This window comes from Streptomyces sp. CNH287 (genome assembly GCF_000424825.1).
The window spans coordinates 354,821-374,625 of sequence record NZ_KE384252.1; the positions used below are offsets into that span (position 1 = coordinate 354,821).

General features: G+C 73.3%; 21 protein-coding genes. 12 read left to right on the forward strand and 9 right to left on the reverse strand.

Features of this window, described 5'->3' with window-relative positions; all coding sequences use genetic code 11:
* Positions 1-6: 6 nt before the first annotated feature.
* Positions 7-1,389, reverse strand: coding sequence for a hypothetical protein (locus H299_RS0129125; RefSeq protein WP_051262952.1), 1,383 nt, complete (start codon positions 1,387-1,389; stop codon positions 7-9).
* A 93-nt stretch (positions 1,390-1,482) separates the two neighbouring features.
* Between H299_RS0129125 and H299_RS0129130 the strand changes: the two genes are divergently transcribed.
* Complete coding sequence (locus H299_RS0129130) at positions 1,483-2,115, forward strand: pyridoxamine 5'-phosphate oxidase family protein (protein ID WP_027751307.1); 633 nt, start codon at positions 1,483-1,485, stop codon at positions 2,113-2,115.
* Positions 2,116-2,191: 76 nt separating this feature from the next.
* On the opposite strand, the gene H299_RS0129135 is transcribed toward H299_RS0129130, so the two are convergent.
* Positions 2,192-2,860: a LysE family transporter gene (locus tag H299_RS0129135; protein WP_027751308.1), complete on the reverse strand. Its 669-nt coding sequence runs from the start codon at positions 2,858-2,860 to the stop codon at positions 2,192-2,194.
* Positions 2,861-2,912: 52 nt separating this feature from the next.
* On the opposite strand from H299_RS0129135, the gene H299_RS0129140 reads away from it, so the two are divergent.
* Positions 2,913-3,875 (forward strand): LysR family transcriptional regulator, encoded by a 963-nt coding sequence (locus H299_RS0129140; RefSeq protein WP_486587475.1) that lies wholly within the window; start codon positions 2,913-2,915, stop codon positions 3,873-3,875.
* Positions 3,876-3,960: 85 nt separating this feature from the next.
* Positions 3,961-4,761 carry an MBL fold metallo-hydrolase gene (locus tag H299_RS0129145; protein WP_027751310.1) on the forward strand — a complete coding sequence of 267 codons (801 nt, stop codon included), beginning with the start codon at positions 3,961-3,963 and terminating at the stop codon, positions 4,759-4,761.
* Positions 4,762-4,804: 43 nt separating this feature from the next.
* Here H299_RS0129145 and H299_RS0129150 read toward each other — a convergent pair whose 3' ends face one another.
* Positions 4,805-6,481, reverse strand: a complete 1,677-nt coding sequence (locus H299_RS0129150; RefSeq protein WP_027751311.1) for a serine/threonine-protein kinase — start codon at positions 6,479-6,481, stop codon at positions 4,805-4,807.
* Between the two features lie 426 nt (positions 6,482-6,907).
* Here H299_RS0129150 and H299_RS0129155 point away from each other — a divergent pair, with 426 nt between their 5' ends.
* Complete coding sequence (locus H299_RS0129155) at positions 6,908-7,324, forward strand: nuclear transport factor 2 family protein (RefSeq protein ID WP_027751312.1); 417 nt, start codon at positions 6,908-6,910, stop codon at positions 7,322-7,324.
* A gap of 185 nt (positions 7,325-7,509) precedes the next feature.
* Here the strand turns inward: H299_RS0129155 and H299_RS39370 are convergent, their stop codons facing one another.
* Positions 7,510-8,076: a hypothetical protein gene (locus tag H299_RS39370; protein ID WP_158692406.1), complete on the reverse strand. Its 567-nt coding sequence runs from the start codon at positions 8,074-8,076 to the stop codon at positions 7,510-7,512.
* A gap of 92 nt (positions 8,077-8,168) precedes the next feature.
* Here H299_RS39370 and H299_RS36865 point away from each other — a divergent pair, with 92 nt between their 5' ends.
* The 3 genes from H299_RS36865 to H299_RS0129175 all read left to right on the forward strand — a co-directional run bounded on the left by H299_RS36865 (position 8,169) and on the right by H299_RS0129175 (position 9,841).
* A complete protein-coding gene (locus H299_RS36865; protein ID WP_037761148.1) occupies positions 8,169-9,008 on the forward strand; it encodes a Scr1 family TA system antitoxin-like transcriptional regulator in 840 nt (279 codons plus the stop codon).
* Positions 9,005-9,217: a DUF397 domain-containing protein gene (locus H299_RS0129170; protein WP_027751314.1), complete on the forward strand. Its 213-nt coding sequence runs from the start codon at positions 9,005-9,007 to the stop codon at positions 9,215-9,217. Before H299_RS36865 ends, H299_RS0129170 begins: the two co-directional genes overlap by 4 nt.
* Positions 9,218-9,373: 156 nt before the next feature.
* A complete protein-coding gene (locus H299_RS0129175) occupies positions 9,374-9,841 on the forward strand; it encodes a DUF6301 family protein (protein WP_037761151.1) in 468 nt (155 codons plus the stop codon).
* 65 nt (positions 9,842-9,906) lie between these two features.
* Here the strand turns inward: H299_RS0129175 and H299_RS0129180 are convergent, their stop codons facing one another.
* The 4 genes from H299_RS0129180 to H299_RS0129195 form a co-directional block, all read right to left on the reverse strand.
* The gene (locus tag H299_RS0129180) at positions 9,907-10,674 is read right to left on the reverse strand and encodes a hypothetical protein (RefSeq protein WP_027751316.1); all 768 of its coding nucleotides are present in this window, start codon (positions 10,672-10,674) and stop codon (positions 9,907-9,909) included.
* A 91-nt stretch (positions 10,675-10,765) separates the two neighbouring features.
* On the reverse strand, positions 10,766-11,560 hold the full coding sequence (locus tag H299_RS0129185; protein ID WP_027751317.1) for a hypothetical protein: 795 nt from the start codon (positions 11,558-11,560) through the stop codon (positions 10,766-10,768).
* A 70-nt stretch (positions 11,561-11,630) separates the two neighbouring features.
* Entirely contained in the window at positions 11,631-12,680 is a 1,050-nt protein-coding gene (locus H299_RS0129190; protein ID WP_078513130.1) for a DinB/UmuC family translesion DNA polymerase, read from the reverse strand.
* Entirely contained in the window at positions 12,677-16,207 is a 3,531-nt protein-coding gene (locus tag H299_RS0129195; RefSeq protein ID WP_027751319.1) for a DNA polymerase III subunit alpha, read from the reverse strand. The genes H299_RS0129190 and H299_RS0129195 overlap by 4 nt, the downstream gene beginning before the upstream one ends.
* A gap of 138 nt (positions 16,208-16,345) precedes the next feature.
* Between H299_RS0129195 and H299_RS0129200 the strand changes: the two genes are divergently transcribed.
* From H299_RS0129200 to H299_RS0129220, 5 genes are all read left to right on the forward strand, one after another.
* Positions 16,346-16,753, forward strand: coding sequence for an ArsR/SmtB family transcription factor (locus tag H299_RS0129200; RefSeq protein ID WP_027751320.1), 408 nt, complete (start codon positions 16,346-16,348; stop codon positions 16,751-16,753).
* 127 nt (positions 16,754-16,880) lie between these two features.
* Complete coding sequence (locus tag H299_RS0129205) at positions 16,881-17,102, forward strand: CarD family transcriptional regulator (protein ID WP_027751321.1); 222 nt, start codon at positions 16,881-16,883, stop codon at positions 17,100-17,102.
* Between the two features lie 128 nt (positions 17,103-17,230).
* Positions 17,231-17,500 carry a hypothetical protein gene (locus tag H299_RS36870; protein WP_037761155.1) on the forward strand — a complete coding sequence of 90 codons (270 nt, stop codon included), beginning with the start codon at positions 17,231-17,233 and terminating at the stop codon, positions 17,498-17,500.
* A 108-nt stretch (positions 17,501-17,608) separates the two neighbouring features.
* Complete coding sequence (locus H299_RS0129215; protein ID WP_037761158.1) at positions 17,609-17,902, forward strand: type II toxin-antitoxin system prevent-host-death family antitoxin; 294 nt, start codon at positions 17,609-17,611, stop codon at positions 17,900-17,902.
* Complete coding sequence (locus tag H299_RS0129220) at positions 17,899-18,306, forward strand: type II toxin-antitoxin system VapC family toxin (RefSeq protein WP_027751324.1); 408 nt, start codon at positions 17,899-17,901, stop codon at positions 18,304-18,306. Before H299_RS0129215 ends, H299_RS0129220 begins: the two co-directional genes overlap by 4 nt.
* Positions 18,307-18,311: 5 nt before the next feature.
* Here the strand turns inward: H299_RS0129220 and H299_RS0129225 are convergent, their stop codons facing one another.
* Positions 18,312-19,652 carry a serine hydrolase domain-containing protein gene (locus tag H299_RS0129225; RefSeq protein ID WP_027751325.1) on the reverse strand — a complete coding sequence of 447 codons (1,341 nt, stop codon included), beginning with the start codon at positions 19,650-19,652 and terminating at the stop codon, positions 18,312-18,314.
* Positions 19,653-19,805 lie beyond the last annotated feature (153 nt).

Sequence of the window (19,805 nt, forward strand, 5' to 3'; positions counted from 1 at the left end):
ACGGCTTCAGAACCCGCCGCCGAAGTCGCCGCCACCTCCGCCGAACCCGCCGCCGAAGTCGCCCGGCCCGAAGTCGGAGCCGGAGGTGTCGCCGCCCTCGTAGCCGCCGCCACCGTCGCCGCCCGCCTCACCCCCGGCGCCGTACGCGTACGGACCGTGCAGCATGCTCCCGCCGAGCATCGTGCCCACCAGCAGCCCCGGCAGCAGGCCGCCGCCGAAGTAGCCGGAGGCCCAGGGCCCGTAGGCCGGACCGCCCTCCCAGTACGGCCGCCGCCCGGACGGCGTGTCCACCTCGCGGGCCATCGGTTCCCGGCCGTCCGCCAGCCGGGCGGCGTCGGCCGCGCAGACCGGCACCGTCCGCTCGGCGCCGCCCGGGGGCGCCCAGGACGCATCCTCGGCCGAGGGGCCGTGCCGGGGGTCGAAGAAGCACGGCGGGCGGCGGGCGGGCAGCGGCTCGCCGGCCAGCCGCGCGTCCAGGGTGGCCAGCGAGAACCGCCCCTCCTCCAGCGCCTCGGTCACCTGCCGCACCTCACCGGGGCGGCGCGCGGCGGCCATCGCGGCCTTCGCCCGGTCGTACGAGTCCAGAGCGGCGGCGTACTCCGCGCGCGCCGCGTCGTCCATCCGCGCGGCAGAGAGGTCGACGCGGTCCAGCTCCTCGCCGAAGGCGGTGATGTCCTCGTCGACGACGGGCCGGAGCGTCTCCAGCCGCCGCCGGTCCTGGCGGCTGCGGCGCCTGCGCCGGCCGCCTCCCGCCAGCAGCGCGGCACCGGTGACGAGGACCAGCACGGCGCCGAGGCTGATCAGCACGGCCGCGCCCGCCCCGGAGCCCCCGCCGGCGTCCGCTCCGCGCACGTCCCAGGAGGCCGGGGCCCGGCCGTCGGCCTGCTGCACAGCCTGGTCGACGAAGCCGTTGAGCCGGGCCCGCACGTCGCCGGGGTCGGAGCGCTCCACCGTGCCGACGAGGTTGGCGACCTCGGCACGCGACATCACCGAGGCGTCGGCGCGGGCCGAGAAGCGGTCGCCCAGCGTGATCGCGTAGACGCCGGTGATCCCCACCTTGGTCCGCAGGTCGTGGAAGACGGTGTCCGGGTCGAACTCGGCCGCCGCGGGCAGCACGGCGACGAAGACCGGGGCGTCCGCCGACTCGATGGTGTCCGCCAGCGCGCGGGCGTCGGCCCCGGACAGTTCGCCGGCGGCGCGCGGGTCGACGTGGACCGGCCCCTCGCGCAGGGCCGCCGCCGCACGGTCGAGGCCGTCCGCCGGACGCGCCTCGGGGGCCGTCACGACCACCAGTGCCAGCGCCGCCACGAGGACGGCCAGCAATCGGGCGAGCCGGAGCCCGTGCCCGTGGAGCCCGTGCCTGGGTGCGGGTGCGGATGCGGTGTGCATACCTCGACGCTAACCCCAGAATGGACTTTACGGGCATTTCGCACCACAATTCCTGACCGGACCCGGTCCCGCGACCTCCGTAGGATCGGTGGCATGACAACAGGGACAGAACTGGTGGAGGTCACCTCCGAGGCCGAGCTCCGCGAGCTGATCGGCGAGCCGACGGCGCGCGCCGTACACAAGACACGACCCGCCCTGCACGCGCTGGATCGCGACTGGCTGGCCCGGACGTCGCTCTGCCTGATCGCGACCTCCGGCCCGGACGGCAGCTGCGACGTCTCCCCGAAGGGCGACCCGCCCGGCTTCGTCAAGGTGCTCGACGACCGCACACTCGCCATCCCCGACCGCCCCGGCAACCGGCGCGTCGACGGCCTCCGCAACATCCTGGCCAACCCGCACGTCGGCCTGATCTTCCTGCTGCCCGGACGCGGGGACACACTCCGCATCAACGGCCGGGCCAAGATCGTGCGGGAGGCGCCGTTCCTCGACGAGATGGCCGTCCGGAACCGACGCCCGCAACTGGCGCTGATCGTGGAGATCGACGAGGTCTTCCACCACTGCTCCAAGGCGTTCCTGCGGTCCGGCACCTGGAAGCCGGAGACCTGGGAGCCGGACGCAGTGCCCAGCCGCGCCCGGATCGCGAAGGCACTGGACCGGCAGGAGGACTCGCTGGAATTCCTGGAGGACTACTACGGACCGAAGTACGCGGACAAGCTCTACGACTGAGCCCGCGGCGACCGCCCGGCGTGCCCGCGGCACGCCGGGCGGCGATGGCTGCCCGGCCTGACGCCGGAGCGTCCGCTCAGCCCGCCAGCAGCAGGCCCCCCGCGAGCACCGTGATCACCACGCTCGACACCACCGCCGTCACCATCCGCCCGCGCGGACCGGTGAGCGTCCGGCCGAGCAGCGTGCCGCCCGTGGCCAGCAGCAGCTGCCAGCTCGCGGAGGCGACGGTCACCGCCGCGACGTAGCCGACCGCGCCGGGCACCCCCTCCCCCACGCCCGCCTGGCGGCCCAGCACCAGCGCGGAGAAGTAGACGACGGTCCACGGGTTGAGCAGGGTCAGGCCCAGAAAGCCCAGGTACGCCCGCCACGGCACGGCCAGCCCCCGCTGCCGGACGTCCGGCCCGTCCGCGGAGCCCGCCGCCGACGCCGCAGCCGACGTCGCAGCCGCCGCGCCCCGGCCCGGCAGCGCGGTCGCCGCGATCCGCGCCGCCATCGCGACGAGCACCGAAGCGGCGGCCCACCGCAGCGGCCCCGCCACCGGCTCCACGGCATGCGCCAGCGCCGCGCCGCCGAGCAGGGCGAGGGCCGCGTAGCAGCCGTCGGCGGTGGCGACGCCGAGCGCCGCCGAAGCGCCCACCCGGAAGGAGGTCCGGGCGGTCAGGCTCACCAGGAGGACAGCCAGGGCGCCGACGGGGATCGCGAGGGCGTACCCGGCCCAGAGCCCCGCAAGGATCGAAGCGGTCATGGCCGCAGTCTCGGACCGCGGCAATGTGCGGGTCCATCGAATGTTTCCGCACATGACCTTGTTGAATATCCGCATGATCGACCCGCGCCTCCAGGCGCTGCGCGTGCTGCACGAGCGGGGCACTGTCACCGCGGCGGCCGAAGCCCTGCACCTCACCCCCTCGACCGTCTCGCAGCAGCTGCGGCAGCTCGCCGACCGCCTGGGGGTCACGCTCCTGCAGCCGCAGGGCCGCCGAGTGCGGCTCACCCCGGCGGCGCTGACGCTGCTGCGGCACGCCGACGCGCTCTTCGCCCGCTGGGAGGAGGCCAGCGCGGAGCTGGCGGCCCACCGTGCGGGCGCGGCCGGACGCCTGCGGGTCACGGCCGTGGCCACGGCACTCGCGGCGCTGGTCCTTCCAGCCGCGGAGCGGCTCCGCCGGGAGCGTCCCGCGATGACCGTCGAGCTGACCGAGGACCCCGGCGAGGACCGCTTCGGACTGCTGCTGACCGACCGGGCGGACATCGCCGTGGTCATCCCCGCGCCGGGCGGACCGCCGCCGGACGACCCGCGCTTCGAGCAGGAGCCGCTGTTCGAGGAGCCGCAGGACCTGCTCGTCCCGGCGGGCCACCACCTCGCCGCCCGCCACCGCGAGGGCGTACGGCTGGCGGAGGCCGGAGCCGAGCGCTGGATTCGCGCGGGCGACCCGCGCGACCAGCACCCGCTGCTCCTGACCGCCTGCGCCGCGGCCGGATTCACCCCTCGGGTGACGCCGCACGGTGCGGTGGAGTGGCACGCGGTCGCCGCCCTGGTCGCGTACGGCTTCGGGATCAGCCTGGTGCCCCGACTCGCCCACGTGCCACGGGAGTTCGACGTGGTACGGGTGCCGCTGCGCGGCCGTGGGGCACCGACCCGCCAACTCCTCGGCTGCGTCCGGCGGGGCAGCACCGGGCACACCCCCGTCGCCCTCGGGCTCGCGGCGCTGCACGAGGCGGCGGAGGCGGCCAGAGCCGCCGGGCGGGCGCATACCGCGCGCTGACCGGCCCTCGCCTTCCGGGCAGCTGAACGGTGCCCGGGTCGGCCCCGCCCGGTTGTGGGCTGTCCGCCGGTGGCACCATCTGTGGATGCTCCCTTCCCTTGAGGTCGGCCCGTACACCGTCATCGCACTGGACGACGGCGCGGGCCCCTTCTTCTCTCCCAGGTCGGAGGCGTTCCCCGACGCCACCACCGAGCAGTGGGCAGCGGCCGACCGGCTCGATCCCGGCGCGCTCGACGCCGACGGGAGCTGGCGGCTCCAGTTCCGCGCGTTCGCGATCCGCAGCGACCAGGGCGTGACGCTGGTCGACGCGGGGATCGGTCCGGCCGACAGCCCGGCGGCCTCGTGGGCGCCCGTGCCCGGAGCGCTCCCGGCTTCGCTGGCCGCCGCGGGTATCGACCCGTCCGAGGTGGACACCGTGGTGCTCACGCACCTGCACACCGACCACGTGGGCTGGGCCGTCGTCGGCGAGCAGAAGCGGCCGTTCTTCCCGAACGCCGCCTACCTGTTGCAGCAGGCCGAACTCGACGCGATCGAGGAGATCAACCCGCAGCTGCGGGCCGCGGTGATCGACCCGCTCCGCAAGACCGGTCAGCTACGGCTGCTCGACGGCGACACCCCGCTGCGCGGCGGCGAGCGCGTCTGCGCCACGCCCGGCCACACACCCGGTCACCAGAGCGTCCTCGTCGCGTCCGGGCACGACCTGGTGGCCGTCACCGGCGATCTGCTCGTACACGCGATCCAACTGCTCCACCCCGCACTCGCCTACGCCCAGGAGATGGACCCTGAGCAGGCGAGAGCCTCACGGGAACGGGTGCTCCGCAGCTGCGCCGCCGGCACCCTCCACCTCGCGACCCCGCACCTGACCGAGCCGTTCGTCGCCCGCTGACCCGCCCCCCACCGCGCGGAGGCGGGCCGGCCGCCGCCGGGGCTCAGCTCGCCATCGTGCGATCGATGATCTCCCCGTCGAAGTTCGCACGGAGAGAGGCGGTGCCGATCTCACCCTTTGCACTCAGCATGATGTACGGTCCGTCCGAATCCAGGTTGAGACTGATGAGGGTGACCCGTGCAGGCTGCCGCAGTTCCAGCTCGGTCTCGGCCACCTTGATCAAGCGGGGCAGCGCATCCCAGTCGACCTTGGCGGCATCGAACGACCCACGACCGTTCATCAGCCCGACGCTCTTCCCCTTCTGCCCTTTGCCGTCCTGGTAGTCGAAGGAGTCGTACACCTCACCGTCCGCCGAGACCGCGTAGACGTCCGCGGAGCTCCCGTAGACGGTGAAGCTGATCGCCTTCGTCGTGCCCATGGCCTTGTCCAGCTCACGGACGACTCGGCGGGCGCCGGCGGGGGTGAACAGGTTCTCCTTCTTCGGCTCCGCGGTGGGCGACGCGGTGGAGGTGGGGGTAGGGGTGCTGGATGCCCCAGGCGTGCTGCCGCTCGCGCCGGACGACTTGTCGTCGTCGAAGAAGTCGGGGACGACGGACCAGGCGATCACGGCGGCGACCAGGACTGCCAGCGTCGAGGGCACCACGAGCCGGCGCCGGGCACTCCTGGTGCGTGGGCCCCGTCGGACTGGGGACGCGTCTGCTGCCGGGCCGCTCCCCCTTGCGTCCTCGGGGCTGTCGTCTTCTCCTCCACCGGCGTCGTGCTCCTCGTCCCGCGGCTGCGGGACTCCCGCGTCGACGGAGCCGGTGTCCGCACCGCTGCCTGGCGCAGGATGCGCCGTCGCCGAAGGCCGTACGACCGCGCCGCCGACGGAAGTCCGTATGCGCTCCCCCGCAGCCTCCGCCAGCAGCAGGTCGAGCATCTCGGCGTCCGGCCGGGCCGACACGTCCTTGGACAGCACAGACGTCAGTACCGGTGCGAGAGCTCCGGCGCGGCGAGGTTCCGGGACGTCCTCCTCCAAGATGGCGGCCAGCGTGGCCAGGGTGGACCCCCTGCGCATGGGGTGGTGGCCCTCCACAGCGACGTACAGCATCATCGCCAGCGACCACAGGTCGGAGGAGGGGTCCTCATCGCGCCCGCGGAGCCGCTCGGGCGCCATGTAGTCCGGGGAGCCGATGAGTTCGCCGGTGTTGGTCAGATTGGTGGCCTCGCGGACCGCGGCAATACCGAAGTCGGTCAGAACCGGAGTCCCATCGGTACGCAGCAGTACGTTCCCGGGCTTGACATCCCGGTGCAGAATCCCTGCCTGGTGCGCGGCGCGCAGCGCCCGCAGGACACCGCGCCCCAACTGCGCCGTCTCCGTCGGAGTACACGGTCCGCGGTCGAGGCGGTCCTGGAACGACCCTCCGGGGACCAACTCCATGACGAGCCAGGGGTGGTCCACCTCTTCCGTACTCACGATGTGGTAGATGGTGACCACGTTGGGGTGGCTGAGCTGGGCGAGGGAAACCGCCTCACGCAGGACACGGGCCCGCAGCATGTCGGCTGCGTCCGGGCGCAGCCCCAGCAGCTCCGGATCCGGCGGCCTGACCTCCTTGAGAGCCACGTCCCGCTTGAGGACGACGTCCCGTGCCCGCCAGACGAGCCCCATCCCGCCACCGCCGAGGCGGTCCAGCAACTCGAACCGCCCGTCGACCAGTTGGCCCTCGGCCCCGATTCCCATAGGCGGAAGAGTACGACAACAGACCTCCACGCGCCCGGTAGCTCGGGGCCGAGCACAAGGTCGCACCCGGGTACTGCCTCCTCGCCGACGGCACTGTGGTGACGGTCGCGGCCCAGCCTTTTGCCCACCTCAGTTTGCGCACGTCAGGTGCGGGGTGAGTGACCGGGAGGTTCGCCGGGAAGCGCGCGGCGTCCGGTGCTGGGGTCTCCCCGCCGCAGGCAGGGGACGGCTCGCAAGGCGGAGGATCGCCCTCGCAGTGGGCCTGCTCGGGTGACTCCGACAGCTCGGCTTTCGAAGATTTAGGACAAGAGCCGGGACGGGAGGCGCCGTGCCACCCCCCTCGCGAACCCCTCCAGCAGCCGAGCCTGGATTCGCCAGAAGCAGAACTATGGAAGGTGCGAGCGCTCCGGTCGTCATAGTGGGCATATGCCGAACGACGACCACACCGATAGCCTTCGCGCAGCCGAACGGCGCCTCCAGGCCGCCCAACTCGCCTCCGATGTGGATGCACTGAAGGATCTGATCGACGACGCGGGACGGTTCACCGGACCGGACGGAAGCGTCTACTCGAAGCAGGACGATCTACGTGCGCACGAAACCGGCCAGCAGGTGCTGAGCCGCGTCGAGGAGGAGGACCTCCAGGTGCTGGCCACTGCGCACGCCGGTGTCACCTGGTTCCTCGGCACGCTGGAAGGCTCCGTCGGCGGTCAGCCGATGGTCGCACGAATGCGCTATACCCGGACCTGGACCCGTGACCAGGCGGGTTGGAAGATCATTGCGGCCCACGCCACGTTCGTCACCGACGCCCCTCTCGACACCGGCGACGGCACGCAGGGCGGCTGAGCCACCGGCTTGACGGCTCATGCACCCTGGGTGCTTCAGCCGCCTCGCCCGCCGGGCTTGCACGGTCACCAAGAGGGTCTGGCCAAGGCTCGCCGACCTCGGTCATCGTGTCTCCCCTGGCTGTGTGGTGGCGGGGGGCTCCGTCCCCCTCCGTGCGGGGAGGAGGAAAGGGGACGGAGCCGGTCTCACAGCGCCGGGCGGGTGACCTGCACGGTGCGACGGCACTCCGGTGCCTGGGGTGGCAGCGGCGCGTCACCGAGTGCGCGGCACAACTGGGCGTGCACCAGCTCGGCTTCGGCCGGGGAGAGGCAGAGGATCAGGTCTGCGTGGGGGCGGCCGTTGTGCAGGAGCCACAGGGGCAGCACGTACCCGTTCTCCTCGGCACGCAGCGGTATGCCGGGGGTCCGCTCGACGGACCATCCGCGCGGGCAGTGGATGCTGGAGGGCGGGCAGAGCGGGGGCGGGTTCGGTGTCGCCTCGCCTTGGAGGGCGCGGCAGAACTGGGCGTGCAGATCCTCGGCCTGCGGGGTGTCCAGGATCAGGTCGAGATCGCTGTGGTGCTCGCCCTCGCGTACGAGCCACAGGGGCAACAGGTACCTGTCGAACTCCGGCTGACGCAGGACGGGTTTGCCGGGGATGCGGTCGATGCGCCAGCCGACAGGGCTTGGCGGGGTGGGTAGTTGGGGCAGGCGACCATCCGGGGCGGAGGTTTGTGGGGTCTTTCGCCGTTCCGCCGGGGGGTTCTCGGACACGACCGCTCCTCTCTGTAGTGGTTCCACTACCAAGGCGGCTCAGCGTGACTTAGAGTTGGCATGTCATCAACGTGGCGTGTGCGGAGGGTACGTTGGTAAACCTCAAAGAGCTGAACCCTGAAGCGAGCCCGGAAGCCGCGTACGGCGCGCGTCTGCGCAGCGCACGTGAGGCGCGGGGCTGGAAGCAGGACGACCTCGGCGAACGGGCGGGGTACACCGGGCGGCATGTCTCCGGGGTGGAGAATGCGAATAAGCCGCCGACTCGCAAGTTCTCACTTGCAGTTGATGCCGCTCTCGGAATCGAAGGCACGGCTGAGTCCTTCGAACGCCAGTGGCGCGAGATCCGGCACGGAATCCTGCTTCAAGGCTTCCCGGAGTACGTGAGTTACGAAGGCCGCGCGGCGGAGATCCGGCTGTTCGAGGTCGGGATCATCCCCGGCCTGTTGCAGACCTCGGAGTACGCACGGGTCCTGGCGGAGAGTGCCGTACGGCGCGGAACCATCAGCCCCGAACAAGCGGAGGAACGAGTTGCGTTCCTGGCGGAGCGACAAGCCGCGCTGGTACGGCCCCGGGCTCCCATGGTGTTTGTGACCTTGGACGAGAGCTGCATCCGGCGGCCCGTCGGCGGCACGGTGGTCATGGACGCGCAGTTGGAGCGCCTCGCCGAGTTCGCCGAGCTGCCGAACACACTGTTGCAGGTGGCGCCGTACGAGATAGGCGAGCGACGCACGTTCAATCGGCCTGTCAACCTTCTGACGCTGCCGGATCGGTCGGTGATGTGTTACGCCGAATCCCAGACTCAGGGACACCTGGACCGAGAGAGCTCGTCCGTGCTGCCGATGCTGACGGCCTACCATCAGCTACAGGCCGAAGCGCTCTCACAGACGGCATCCGTGGCCATGATCGACCAGGCACGAAAGGGCACCCCGTGACAACCACGACCGTATCCCCCCGCTGGTTCAAGTCCTCCTACAGTGACAACGGCGGCACCTGCGTCGAGGTCGCCGCCAACCTCGCTGGATCGTTCGGCGTCGTCCCCGTCCGGGACTCCAAGAACCCGAACGGCCCGGCACTGACCCTCCCCACCGAAGCGTTCACCACCTTCGTGGCAGGCGTGAAGGCCGGAGCGTTCACGGTCTGAGCAGATCCGGCCCAGCCGCCCCACCGTGTCGCACACGGTGGGGCGTTCGACCGTCCCGCACGCCCGCAGGCCCTCCCGGCCACGGTCCCTGGGTCACGTAGGGTCGTCGTCAACTTTGCTGGTGCGACGGGCACCCACGTGCAGTGAGGACAGATCATGCTTCGACGCCTGACCGAGGAGCAAGTCACCGGGCTCGCGCTGCGACTCGACGGAATCGACTGGGACTGGACCCCCGCGCAGATCCCGGAAGCCCTCCGGGCGGCTCAGCTCACCGCGCTGGACTCCCTCGACTGCGCGTCGATCCCTATTGAGCATCCCGACCTGCCGGGCGTCTGCGGGTTCGTCGTGCATCTGACGGAAAGGTCGGTCGTTCTCGAGGTCAATGTCACGCTCACCGAAGTCACTCCGCGCGAGAACGCCGGCGGGCAGGCCGAGTTGGACGCCTCTTTCTGGGAGTACATGTCCGCGTTGACTTCGGCGTTCGGAGACCCTGACGACTACCCGGAGGAGACCATCGTCGTCTGGGAGCGCGGAGGAGAGCTGTTCCACCTCCGGCGGCTCGGCATCGCGGTGGACCTCTCCTGGGTGGGCAAGGAGGGCGCTCGGTTCTACGGCGACGGGTGAGCCGCCGCCTGCCGCCCCCGGCGGCGGCCCTCGTGCGGACGTGGCCGGCGTGGTGAGCGCGGGACTCAGTCCGGTGCCCTGTACCGGTCCGCCGCGCCGGGTTCGCGGACGCTTTCGGGGTCCTGCTCCAGGTAGAACTCGCGCCGCCGGGCTCCGTCCCCGACGTACCAGACGAGCACCGTCCCGCCCGGTGTCGGAGCATCCGCCGGTTCGGTGACGACGTCGTCCGTGACGGTGCGGGTGCCCGAGGGCGTGCTGAACCGAGCGGTGACCCTGATCTCCGGGCCGTTGTGGCGCCACCGGCCGCCGAACCCGGTCGCGATCACCTCCGCCACCGCCCGCGTGCCGTGCCCCCGTACGCGCGCGATGCGGTCGTGCCGCTCGGCGGCCTGGCGGCGGTCCCGCGCACCGGCCCGCGCGAGGGCGACCGCGATCACGGCGGCGACCACCGCGGAGCCGGCCGCGAGCGGCCTCACCGCCGCACCGGCGGTGATCAGCGCGAGGGCCGATCCCAGCGCGACCCCGGTCAGCGCGGGTACGAGACCCTCCCTCTCCGCGCCGTCCTCGCGCGCGATCGCCCCGGCGGGGCCCGGCACCTGGGCGGTGCTCGACGGAAGCGGGTGACGGAGCCGGAAGAGGTGCCGGGCGGGCACGGCGAGACCGACGAGGGCGAGGGCGCAGAGCAGGACAGGGAACACCAGCGAGCCGTCCGGCCGCCCGGCCGCCGGATCATCGAGGAACACCGGGGCCCCGTACTGGAGGGTCAACCAGCCGGCCGCGCCCGCCGAGCAGGCGATCGCTGCACGCAGCAGCGTGAGCAGCGTCCTCACCATGTCCTGCCCTCCCCCCTCGGACGGTCTCCTTCGAGCACGTCACCACCGGCCACGCGCCTGGAGGACGGCAGTGCGGCGCGAGGCGGCCGGGTCAGCCCACCTGAGCGATGACGTCGCGAAGGTACCGCATGGCGAGCTTCTCGGCGCGACGGTGCCGCTCGACCTTTGCTCCGGCGTCCCCGAGCCACCGCCCGTACAACTCGGCGCTGGCCAGGAGCGCCCGGCCGGCGTCGCGCGGATCGTGGCCGCACAGGGTCGCCCGAAGGTCTCGCGCCTCGTTCGGTGCGAGGGATTCGAGGCGGCGCACTCCACGGGTGGCCACCCCGGCCCGGCATGCCGCCAGGGGGCCGAGCACGGTCTCGCGGAGGTAGTTGAGAAAGCCGATGACCTCGAACAGTTCACCACGGCCGAGTTTCGTCGCACCGTAGTGCACCCAGACCCAGAAACGGTCCTCGATCCACTGGAGGTCGGGCGAGAGGGGCACCGACGGGCCGTCAGCGGGCGCGCGGACCTCGAAGCCGTCCCGGAGCCACAGGATCTCCGGGCCCTGGGGCAACGCGGCGAAGTCGGCGTCCCGCACGAACGTGAAGTCGACATGGAGGAGGGGCGGCCCGACCAGCGTGACGATCAGGCGGGGCTCGCCGACGTGCTCCCCGGTGAACCCGGCCACCAGGGCCGTCCAGGAACCGATCAGGGTGAGCCGCTCCTTCATGACCGAGTCGAACGCCTCGTCGTCGATGCCCAGGATGAGATCGACATCGGAGTAGAGGTCGGGGCGCCCTTCCGCGATCGATCCCGAGACGGCAACACCCCTCACCCGCACGTCCCGCTGGATCGGCGGAAGCACGTCGTCGAGGAAGCGGCTGTGCGGCGAGGGGGCGTCCATGGCGGTCCTTCCGAACGGAGCAAAGTCTCGCAACGTAACACGCCGCCGGCCGGGAGCCACAGGCGAGCTCTCAGGCGGCGGTGTCCAGCAGGCCCGCCGGGCGGGCCGCCGTGGTGCCGAAGCGGAGGCGGGCCCGGTCCGCGGCGGCCTCCGCGCGGCGGGCGTTCTCCTCGCGCGGGTCGAAGGACAGCTGCCGGGCGGCGAGTTCGGCGGCGGTGAGCTGCTCCGCGCGCAGCGCGACCGCGCGTACCCGGGCGCGCTGGAGCCCCAGCGCGTCGTGCAGCGCGTAGGCGAGGGCGGTCAGGGCCGGGGTGTGCGCGGTGGGTTCGGCGAGCCGCCGGGTGCGGGTGACCGTGGAGCGGTCCGCGCAGCGCACGGTGAGCGTGAGCACGCGCGCGACCCGCTCCTCCGTACGCATCCGGAAGCCCAGTTCGTCGGCGAGTGTCAGCAGTGCCCGGCGGCGCAGGCCCGCGTCCAGCTCGTCCCGCCCGAAGTGGTACTCCCGGCTCAGCGAGGGCGCCGGTGCGCCGGGGGTGACGGGCGTCGGGTCGACACCGCGCGCGGCCTCCTGGACCCGGCGGCCCATGGCGGCGCCGAGGATGCGCTGCACCGTGCCGGGGCGGGCGGCGGCGATACGGCCGACGGTGTCCAGGCCGTACGCGTCCAGGGTGCGGGCGGTCGCCGGGCCGACGCCGTACAGGGCCGCGGCGGGCTTCCCGGCCAGGAACGCCGCCGCCTCCCCCGGCCCGGCGGGCACGCACCGCACCCGCCCCGGCGGCCCGTCGCAAGCGGCCATCCGGGCGAGCAGCGGGTTGACCGCGACGCCGACCGTGCAGTCGACGCCGTGCAGCGCGAGCGCGCGCAGGCGTACGAGTGCGGCCAGTTCGGCGGCGTCCCGCCCGAAGTAGCGCACCGCGCCCCGCACGTCGGCGAGTGCGGCGTCGGGGGGCAGCGCCTGCACGACCGGGGTGATGTCGCCGAGCAGCTCCAGCAGTTCGGGGTAGCGGGGGGCGGAGCGGGGGCCGAAGTGCACGTAGAGCACGTGGGCCCGGGCGGGCACGGGCGCGACGGCGGGTACGGGAGCGGCACCCGGCGCCGCGGGGCGCGTGTGTTCCCTCATCCCGCGCTCCCCGGGCTGGAGTGCCACATCTTGCGCGGGCTCTTCGCGGGCCCGCCCGCGGGCCGGAGGTCGGCCCAGGGGTGCATCCGGTAGCCCGTCGGCATCTCGATCCGGCGCCCTCCGACCGGATCGGCGCCGGCCGCGCCGTCCTGCCCGGCGCCGTCCTGCCCGGCGCCGTCGGCCCCCGTCCCGCCGTCCTCCCCCGCTTCTCCGGTCCCCGCCGCGAGCCGTGCCGCGACCTGTTCCAGGCCGCCCGTACGCCGCAGTTCGATCAGCTCGGCCAGATCCCAGGCCGCCGCGCCGACCACGCTCAGGCTGCGCGGCCCGCGCCGCTGGACCACCCCCCGCACCAGCAGCAGCCAGGAGTGGAAGACCGTGTGCGCGCACGCGGCGTGGGAGTCGTCGAAGAAGGCGCAGTCCACCAGCCCCGTGCCGTCGTCGAGGGTGGTGAAGATGACCCGCTTGCCGCTGCGTACCGGCGGGGTCTGGGTGGCGGCCTTGGCACCCGCGACCAGGACCGTGTCACCGTGCCGCGCCTCGCGCAGCGTACGGGCGGAGTGCGCGCCCAGTTCACGCAGGAACCCGGCGTGGTCGCCCAGGAGGTGGCGGGAGGCGTCCATGCCCAGGACGTCCAGTTCCGCGTCCAGCCGCTCGCCGCGGTCCAGGTCGGGCAGTCCGGCCGCCTCCGGCGACGCGGCGTCGCCGAGCGCCAGCTGCCCCTCCCGTGCGCCCTTCCCGCGCTGCTGGCGGTGCAGTTCGGCGATGTGCAGCAGCATGTCGCGCCGGTTGGCGCCGAAGGCGTCCAGCGCCCCGACCCGGGCGAGCCCCTCGGCGACCGGGCGGGGCGGCCGGGCCCGGCGCCAGAGGTCGGTGAGCGAGTCGTACGGCTGCCCGGCGGCGATCCGTTCGGCGTCGGCGTCGCTGATGCCCTGCACCTCGCAAAGGGCCAGGCGGATGCCCCAGCGGCGCGCGCGCCCGCCGGGCTCCCCCGCGCCGCCCCGCCGCTCCCCCGCGCCCGCGCTCTCCTCTTCCGGCGCCTGTTCGATCCGGTAGGTGACCCCGGACCGGTTGACCTCCAGCGGCAGCACCGGCACCCCGCGCCGCCGCGCGTCCGCCAGCAGCAGCCGCTTGGGGTACATGCCCGGGTCGTGCGCGAGCAGCCCCGCGTAGAAGGCCGCCGGGTGGTGGGCCTTCAGCCAGGCCGACTGGTAGGTGGGCACCGCGAAGGCGACGGCGTGCGCCTTGCAGAAGCCGTAGCTGCCGAACGCCTCCACGATCTCCCAGGTGCGCCCGACGACCTCCGCCGAGTAGCCGCGCCGGGAGGACTCCCGCGCGAACCAGGCCCGTACCCGCCCCTGCCGTTCGGTATCGGACAGCGCGCGCCGCGCCTCGTCGGCCAGCGCGCGGTCGCAGCCGGTCATGACCGAGAGGATCTCGATGAGCTGCTCGTGGAAGACGACCACGCCGTAGGTCTCGCGCAGCGCGGGCTCCAGGTCCCGGTGCGGGTAGCGCGGGGCCTTCCGGCCGTGCCGGGCCTCGATGAAGGGCCGCACCATGTCGGCGGCGACGGGGCCGGGCCGGAAGAGCGAGATGTCCACCACCAGGTCGTGGAAGGTCTCCGGCTGCAGCCGGCCGACCAGGTCGCGCTGTCCGGGCGACTCGATCTGGAAGCAGCCGAGCGTCTCCGCCGAGCGGATCAGCTCGTAGGTCTCCGGGTCCCCCTGCGGTACGGCGTCCAGGTCGACCCGTTCCCCGGACGCCCGTTCGACCTCCCGCACCGCGTACGCCATCGCGGACTGCATCCGCACCCCCAGGACGTCCAGTTTGAGCAGGCCGAGGTCCTCCACGTCCTCCTTGTCGAACTGCGACATCGGCAGGTGCTCGCCGCTGGTGGGCACCACGGGCGTACGGTCGCGCAGCGAGCCGTCGGAGAGCAGCACGCCGCACGGGTGCATGGCGACTCCGCGCGGCAGCCCGTCGAGCGCCTCGACCAGCGACCAGAAGCGGTCCCCGTACCGGTCGGCGTCCACCGCCGCCAGTTCCGGCAGTTCGGCGAGGGCCGCGCGCGCGTCGCGGGCCCGGATGTGCGGGAACGCCTTGGCGAGCCGGTCCGTCTCCGCCGGGTCCATGCCCAAGGCGGCGCCCACGTCCCGTACGGCGTGGCGCACCCGGTAGGTCTCCGGCATCGCGACGGTCGCGACCCGCTCCGGGCCGAAGCGGTCGAAGATCGCGTGGTAGACCTCGATCCGCCGGGCGGACTCCACATCGATGTCGATGTCGGGGAGCGCGGCGCGGCGCGGGGAGAGGAAACGTTCCATCAGCAGGCCGTGCTCGACCGGATCGGCCTGCGCGATGCCCAGCAGGTGGCTGACGAGGGACCCGGCGCCGGAGCCGCGCGCGGCCACCCGTACACCCATCTCCCGCACGTCCTCGACCACCTGGGCGACGGTGAGGAAGTACGAGGAGAAACCGAGCCGTTCGATGACCCCCAGCTCGTCCGCCAGCCTGGCCCACCGGCCGGCGTCCCGCTCGTAGCGGCGCCGCACCATCCCGGCCGCGCAGCGCGACCGCAGCACCCGCTCGGCGGTCCGCCGCCCGGCGCCCACCAGCTGCGGCTCGGGGAAGTGCACCCGCCCGATCCCGAGGTCGTCCTCGGGGTCGACCCGGCACTCCCCGGCGGTCTCCTGGGTGAGCTGGAGCAGCCGGTGCGCGGTGTCGCGCCGGTATCCGGCGGCCTCCGCGATCCGCCCGGCCGCCTCGGCCATCTCCGCCGGCCCCTTCAGCCACCGTTCGCCGGTGTCGAGCCCGGCCCGCCCGTCGACCGGTACGAGCCGCCGCGCCGAGTCCAGCACGTCCGCGACCGGGCCCTGACCGGGGTCGGCGTAGCGCACGGCGTTGGTCAGCACCGGAGCGACCCCTTCGGACGCGGCCAGCCCCAGCGCCCGCGCGGCCTCCCGCAGCGGCCCGGAGGCGGTGACCGCCAGCCGCAGCCCGCTCCCGAAGACCTCCCGCCACGCCCCGAGCAGCCGTGCGGCCCGGTCCGGCCTGCCCGCCGCCAGCGCCCGCCCGACGTCGGACTCCGCGCCCAGCAGCGCGGTCACCCCGTCCCCGGCCCGGCCCAGCTCCGCCCAGCCCAGCAGGGGCCGCTCGGCGCCGGAGGCGTGCGCGGCCGTCACCAGCCGGCACAGCCCGGCCCACCCGGCGGCCCCGTCCCGGGCCAGGAAGACGGCGCGCTGCGCCGACTCGTCGACAAAGGCACCGCCCCGCACCGGCGTGCGGAGTCTGCGTACGGCGGTCGGCGGCTCGGCCTGCTCGCCCACCGCCAGCTCCACCCCGTACACCGGGCGCACCCCGGCCCGCGCGGTCGCCTTGGCGAACCGCACCGCACCCGCGAGGGTGTCCCGGTCGGTCAGCGCGACCGCGTCCATCCCGCGCTCGGCCGCCCGCCGGGCCAGCAGGTCAGGGGGCGAGGCGCCGTAGCGCAGGGAGTACCCGGAGGTGACGTGGAGGTGGGTAAAGCCGCCCATCCGACGCTCCTCTCCGCACCCCGCACCAGCTGGCCACCCCCTCCCTCGGGACCACCATAAACCAGATCTCGAATATTCGTTCGAATGCCTGGGCGAAGCCCGGCTCCCCATTGGTTCGACATGTGTCAACATAGACACATGTCGAACGTGAAGGCGCTGACACTGCTGGCGACGGGCGCGGAGGCCGGGGCGGCGGCGGGCGCGGAGGCGGCCGGGGAGGAAGCCGCCGCCCCGTGCTGCCCGCCGCTGGACGAACGCCCCCTGGGTGCCGAGGAGGCGGTACGCGCCGCCGCGATGTTCAAGGCGCTGGGCGACCCGGTGCGGCTGCGGCTGTTCTCGGCGGTCGCCTCCCACCCGGGCGGCGAGGCGTGCGTGTGCGACATCTCCGACGTCGGCGTTTCCCAGCCGACGGTCTCCCACCACCTGAAGAAGCTGAAGGAGGCGGGCCTGCTCACCTCCGAGCGGCGGGGCACCTGGGTGTACTACCGCGCCGAGCCGTCCGTGCTCGCCGCTATGGGGCGGACACTCCGGCGGTACGCGCCCTGATTCCCGGCCTTCCCGGGATCTTCCGGCCCCTTCCGGACAGCGGCCCGGGCCTCTCGGCCGCCTTCCGCCGTAATCGAAAACCGCACACCGGGACCGTACGCTGGGTCGGCAGGGCATACTGAGGGCAATGACAAGGTCAGCCGCAACCCGGCGCAATCTGCCCGCAAGCCCCTTCAAGAATCCGGTCGCACCACCCCCGAAGCATTTCGCCGTGGGGGACCGCGTCACCCACGATGAGCACGGCCTCGGCCGGGTCATCGGGCTCGAGGGCGAGAACGCGGTGCTTGTTGATTTCGGCCCGGTCCAAAAACGGATCATGGCTCCCTTCACCAAGATGACCCAGCTCTGAGGCCCTCTCCAGGCCAGGCCACGGCGGCCGGTCGGGGGCTCCGACACCAGCCCCGCCCGGACCGCCCGCCCGGCCCGCACCCCTCCGGTCACCCGGAAGTGACCGGCCGGAGCACACCAGCACCACCGGTGCCCGCATACCGGCACCACCCCGCGCCGTGCCCTCCCGCCCGACGCGTCCGCACCTTCAAGGAGTCAGTTCCCATCGACACGACCTCGCTGTTCTCGGAACCCGAGCCGGTGGTCATCTACGCCGCCACAGCAGCACGCCCGCCCACGACGAGGCCCTTCCAGGCCCCGGACTTCGCCGACGACACGACAGAAGAGCACGACGGCCCGGACCTGGACCCGAACCAGGACGACCAGCAGCTGCGCACCCCCTTCGCCCCGTCGGCATAGCCGACCGCAGGGCACGGGCCCCGCGCGGGAAGTGGGCACGTCCCTCCTTCGAGGGAATCGCCGCACGAGCGCAGGAAGTGACGCACGCCGTCGCTCACCGTGCTTCATATGACAACGAGGGTGCCGATCCGCCAGCTCCAACAACACGCGAGTGAGCTCATCGACCGAGTCGTGGCCGGGGAACGGGTGGAGATCACCCGCAACGGGCGGCTCATCGCGGTCCTGGGCCCACCCGACCCCGAACAGCGCGTACGGGAAGAGCTGGTCCGCACCGGCACGGTCGGCCCGGACAAAGCCGCCGCACCAGGACTGGCCGACTGGGAGCCGCTCCCTGCCCGCCCGGCTTCGTCGCCCACGCTGTCCGACGTACTGCTCCGAATCCGGGAGGAAGAGGAGCGTTGATCTACCTCGGCTCCGGTGCACTGCTCAAGCTGCTGCTGCCCGAGCCGGAAACGCCTGACCTGCGTACGCTCCTCTCCGCCCGTGCGGCTGAAGGGCATGCCACCTCCTCACTGGCCCAGACCGAGATCGCCCGCACGCTGATCAGGGTGGGGGCCGACCCCGAAGTCGCGGATGCGGCCGAGGACATGTGGAGCCGCGTGCTGCGCGTTCGCGTCACGGACTCCGTCCTGCGTACCGCCGGGCTCTTCCCCGCACGGCACTTACGCAGCCTGGACGCCATTCACCTGGCCAGTGCCGAGCACCTGGAGCACGCTCTCACCGCCTTCGTCACCTACGACGGACGCCTCGCTTCGGCGGCAAGGGAGCGCGGGCTCCCGGTGGAGCACCCGGGCACGCAGGAGTGATCCCGTCAGCGCGGGCGCAGTACGCAGGGGTGGCTGAGGAAGTTGCCGAGCCAGCCCTCGCTGTCGCCGTTCTTGTACGCGTGAGCCACGCCGACCAGCAGACCGTCGTCTCCCAGGCGGAGCTGGAGCCCCAGCAGCGGGCTGTTGATCCGGGCGTCAGCGGTCGGCAGCTGCAACGGCAGCTCGGCCCGCAGGTCCCAGCCCTGTGAGGCGGACGCCTCGCCGACGGCCGTCTCGCCCTCCACCCGCAGCTTCACCTGTCGTCCCGCCAGTATCCGCAGGCCGAACGGCACTTCACGCTCCGGCGTGCTGATGCGGCCCGCCCAGACGGCGCCTTCAGACAGCTGCACCGGGCGCACCGGGTCGGGCACCGAGGGGTCGGTCAGCGCGGCCGTCCAGTCCGGCACCAGCGCGCCCAGCACGTACGCGAAGACGTCGTCGCGGGCCGCCTTGTCCGTGGAGTTGGCCAGCACGGCCACCGAGAGCCGCCGCTCGGGCAGCACGGCCAGCATCGCCGCAACCCCTCCCCCGCCGCCGCCGTGGCTGAGCACCACCGGGCCGCCGCCGTACGACACGCTCCAGCCCAGCCCGTATCCCACCCGTTCGTTCAGGGGCTGCGCGGCGCGCACGGCGGCGGCCGTCTCCGGCTTCAGCAGCCGCTCGTAGGACTGCGCGAACAGCGCCAGTTCCCCGGCGGGCGCCCAGCCGAGGGTGGCGCCGGGGTGGCCGCAGCCGTAATCCGGGTAGGCGCGCCCGTCGGCCGTGTACCGCACCGCCGACGGCGCCGGGCCCGGGTACGTACGCCCCAGGTGGCAGCCGGTGAGCCCGAGCGGCTCGAACACCCGCTCCCGTACGAACGTGCCGAGCGGCTGCCCGGTGGCCGACTCCAGCAGCCCGCCCAGCAGGCGGTAGCCGAGGTTGGCGTAGGTGAAGCCGGTGCCCGGCGCGCGGTGGAGCAGCGCGTAGCGGTCCGGGTCGATCGTGTGCTCCTGACCGCCGTACTCCCACGCGTAGTACGCCCCGAGCCCGCCCCGGTGCTGGAGCAACTGCCGCGCCGTCGGGGCGGGGTGGCGCCCGTACGTGCCCGGCACCGGCGCGTCCAGGTCCAGCAGCCCCTCGTCGGCGGCCAGGCAGACGGCGACCGCCGTGACCGGCTTGGTGACGGAGCCCAGCCCGTACGCCGTGCCGGGCGTGGCGGGCGTGGCGGCGCGCCCGCCCGCGATCTCCGCGAGCCCGTACGCCCCGGTGCGGACCACCTCGCCCCGCTCGGCCACGGCGACCGAGACGGACGGGCAGCCGCGCTCCGCCAGCACCTTGCCGCAGTACTCGGCCAACCCCTCCAGCATGCCTGCCCGCCCTCCCGCACCGTCGCGTCCGTGGACGCCCCATGATCGGTCATGCAGCCGTCCGGCCAGGCGGCGCCCGGCCCTCCGGAGGGTTGACAGGCCGCCCCTGCGGCATCAACTGACCGTCAGCCGGGCTATGTTCATGCTTCGAAC

Excerpts from the sequence above, each read along its gene's own strand:
- H299_RS0129190 (WP_078513130.1), bottom strand. The coding sequence starts at position 12,680 with ATGAGGGAACACACGCGCCCCGCGGCGCCGGGTGCCGCTCCCGTACCC.
- H299_RS0129225 (WP_027751325.1), bottom strand. The coding sequence starts at position 19,652 with ATGCTGGAGGGGTTGGCCGAGTACTGCGGCAAGGTGCTGGCGGAGCGC.
- H299_RS0129140 (WP_486587475.1), top strand. The coding sequence starts at position 2,913 with ATGACCTTGTTGAATATCCGCATGATCGACCCGCGCCTCCAGGCGCTG.
- H299_RS0129150 (WP_027751311.1), bottom strand. The coding sequence starts at position 6,481 with ATGGGAATCGGGGCCGAGGGCCAACTGGTCGACGGGCGGTTCGAGTTG.
- H299_RS0129175 (WP_037761151.1), top strand. The coding sequence starts at position 9,374 with ATGCTTCGACGCCTGACCGAGGAGCAAGTCACCGGGCTCGCGCTGCGA.
- H299_RS0129215 (WP_037761158.1), top strand. The coding sequence starts at position 17,609 with ATGACAACGAGGGTGCCGATCCGCCAGCTCCAACAACACGCGAGTGAG.
- H299_RS0129135 (WP_027751308.1), bottom strand. The coding sequence starts at position 2,860 with ATGACCGCTTCGATCCTTGCGGGGCTCTGGGCCGGGTACGCCCTCGCG.
- H299_RS0129145 (WP_027751310.1), top strand. The coding sequence starts at position 3,961 with ATGCTCCCTTCCCTTGAGGTCGGCCCGTACACCGTCATCGCACTGGAC.
- H299_RS0129180 (WP_027751316.1), bottom strand. The coding sequence starts at position 10,674 with ATGGTGAGGACGCTGCTCACGCTGCTGCGTGCAGCGATCGCCTGCTCG.
- H299_RS0129185 (WP_027751317.1), bottom strand. The coding sequence starts at position 11,560 with ATGGACGCCCCCTCGCCGCACAGCCGCTTCCTCGACGACGTGCTTCCG.
- H299_RS0129205 (WP_027751321.1), top strand. The coding sequence starts at position 16,881 with ATGACAAGGTCAGCCGCAACCCGGCGCAATCTGCCCGCAAGCCCCTTC.
- H299_RS0129200 (WP_027751320.1), top strand. The coding sequence starts at position 16,346 with ATGTCGAACGTGAAGGCGCTGACACTGCTGGCGACGGGCGCGGAGGCC.
- H299_RS0129130 (WP_027751307.1), top strand. The coding sequence starts at position 1,483 with ATGACAACAGGGACAGAACTGGTGGAGGTCACCTCCGAGGCCGAGCTC.
- H299_RS0129195 (WP_027751319.1), bottom strand. The coding sequence starts at position 16,207 with ATGGGCGGCTTTACCCACCTCCACGTCACCTCCGGGTACTCCCTGCGC.
- H299_RS0129155 (WP_027751312.1), top strand. The coding sequence starts at position 6,908 with ATGCCGAACGACGACCACACCGATAGCCTTCGCGCAGCCGAACGGCGC.
- H299_RS0129125 (WP_051262952.1), bottom strand. The coding sequence starts at position 1,389 with ATGCACACCGCATCCGCACCCGCACCCAGGCACGGGCTCCACGGGCAC.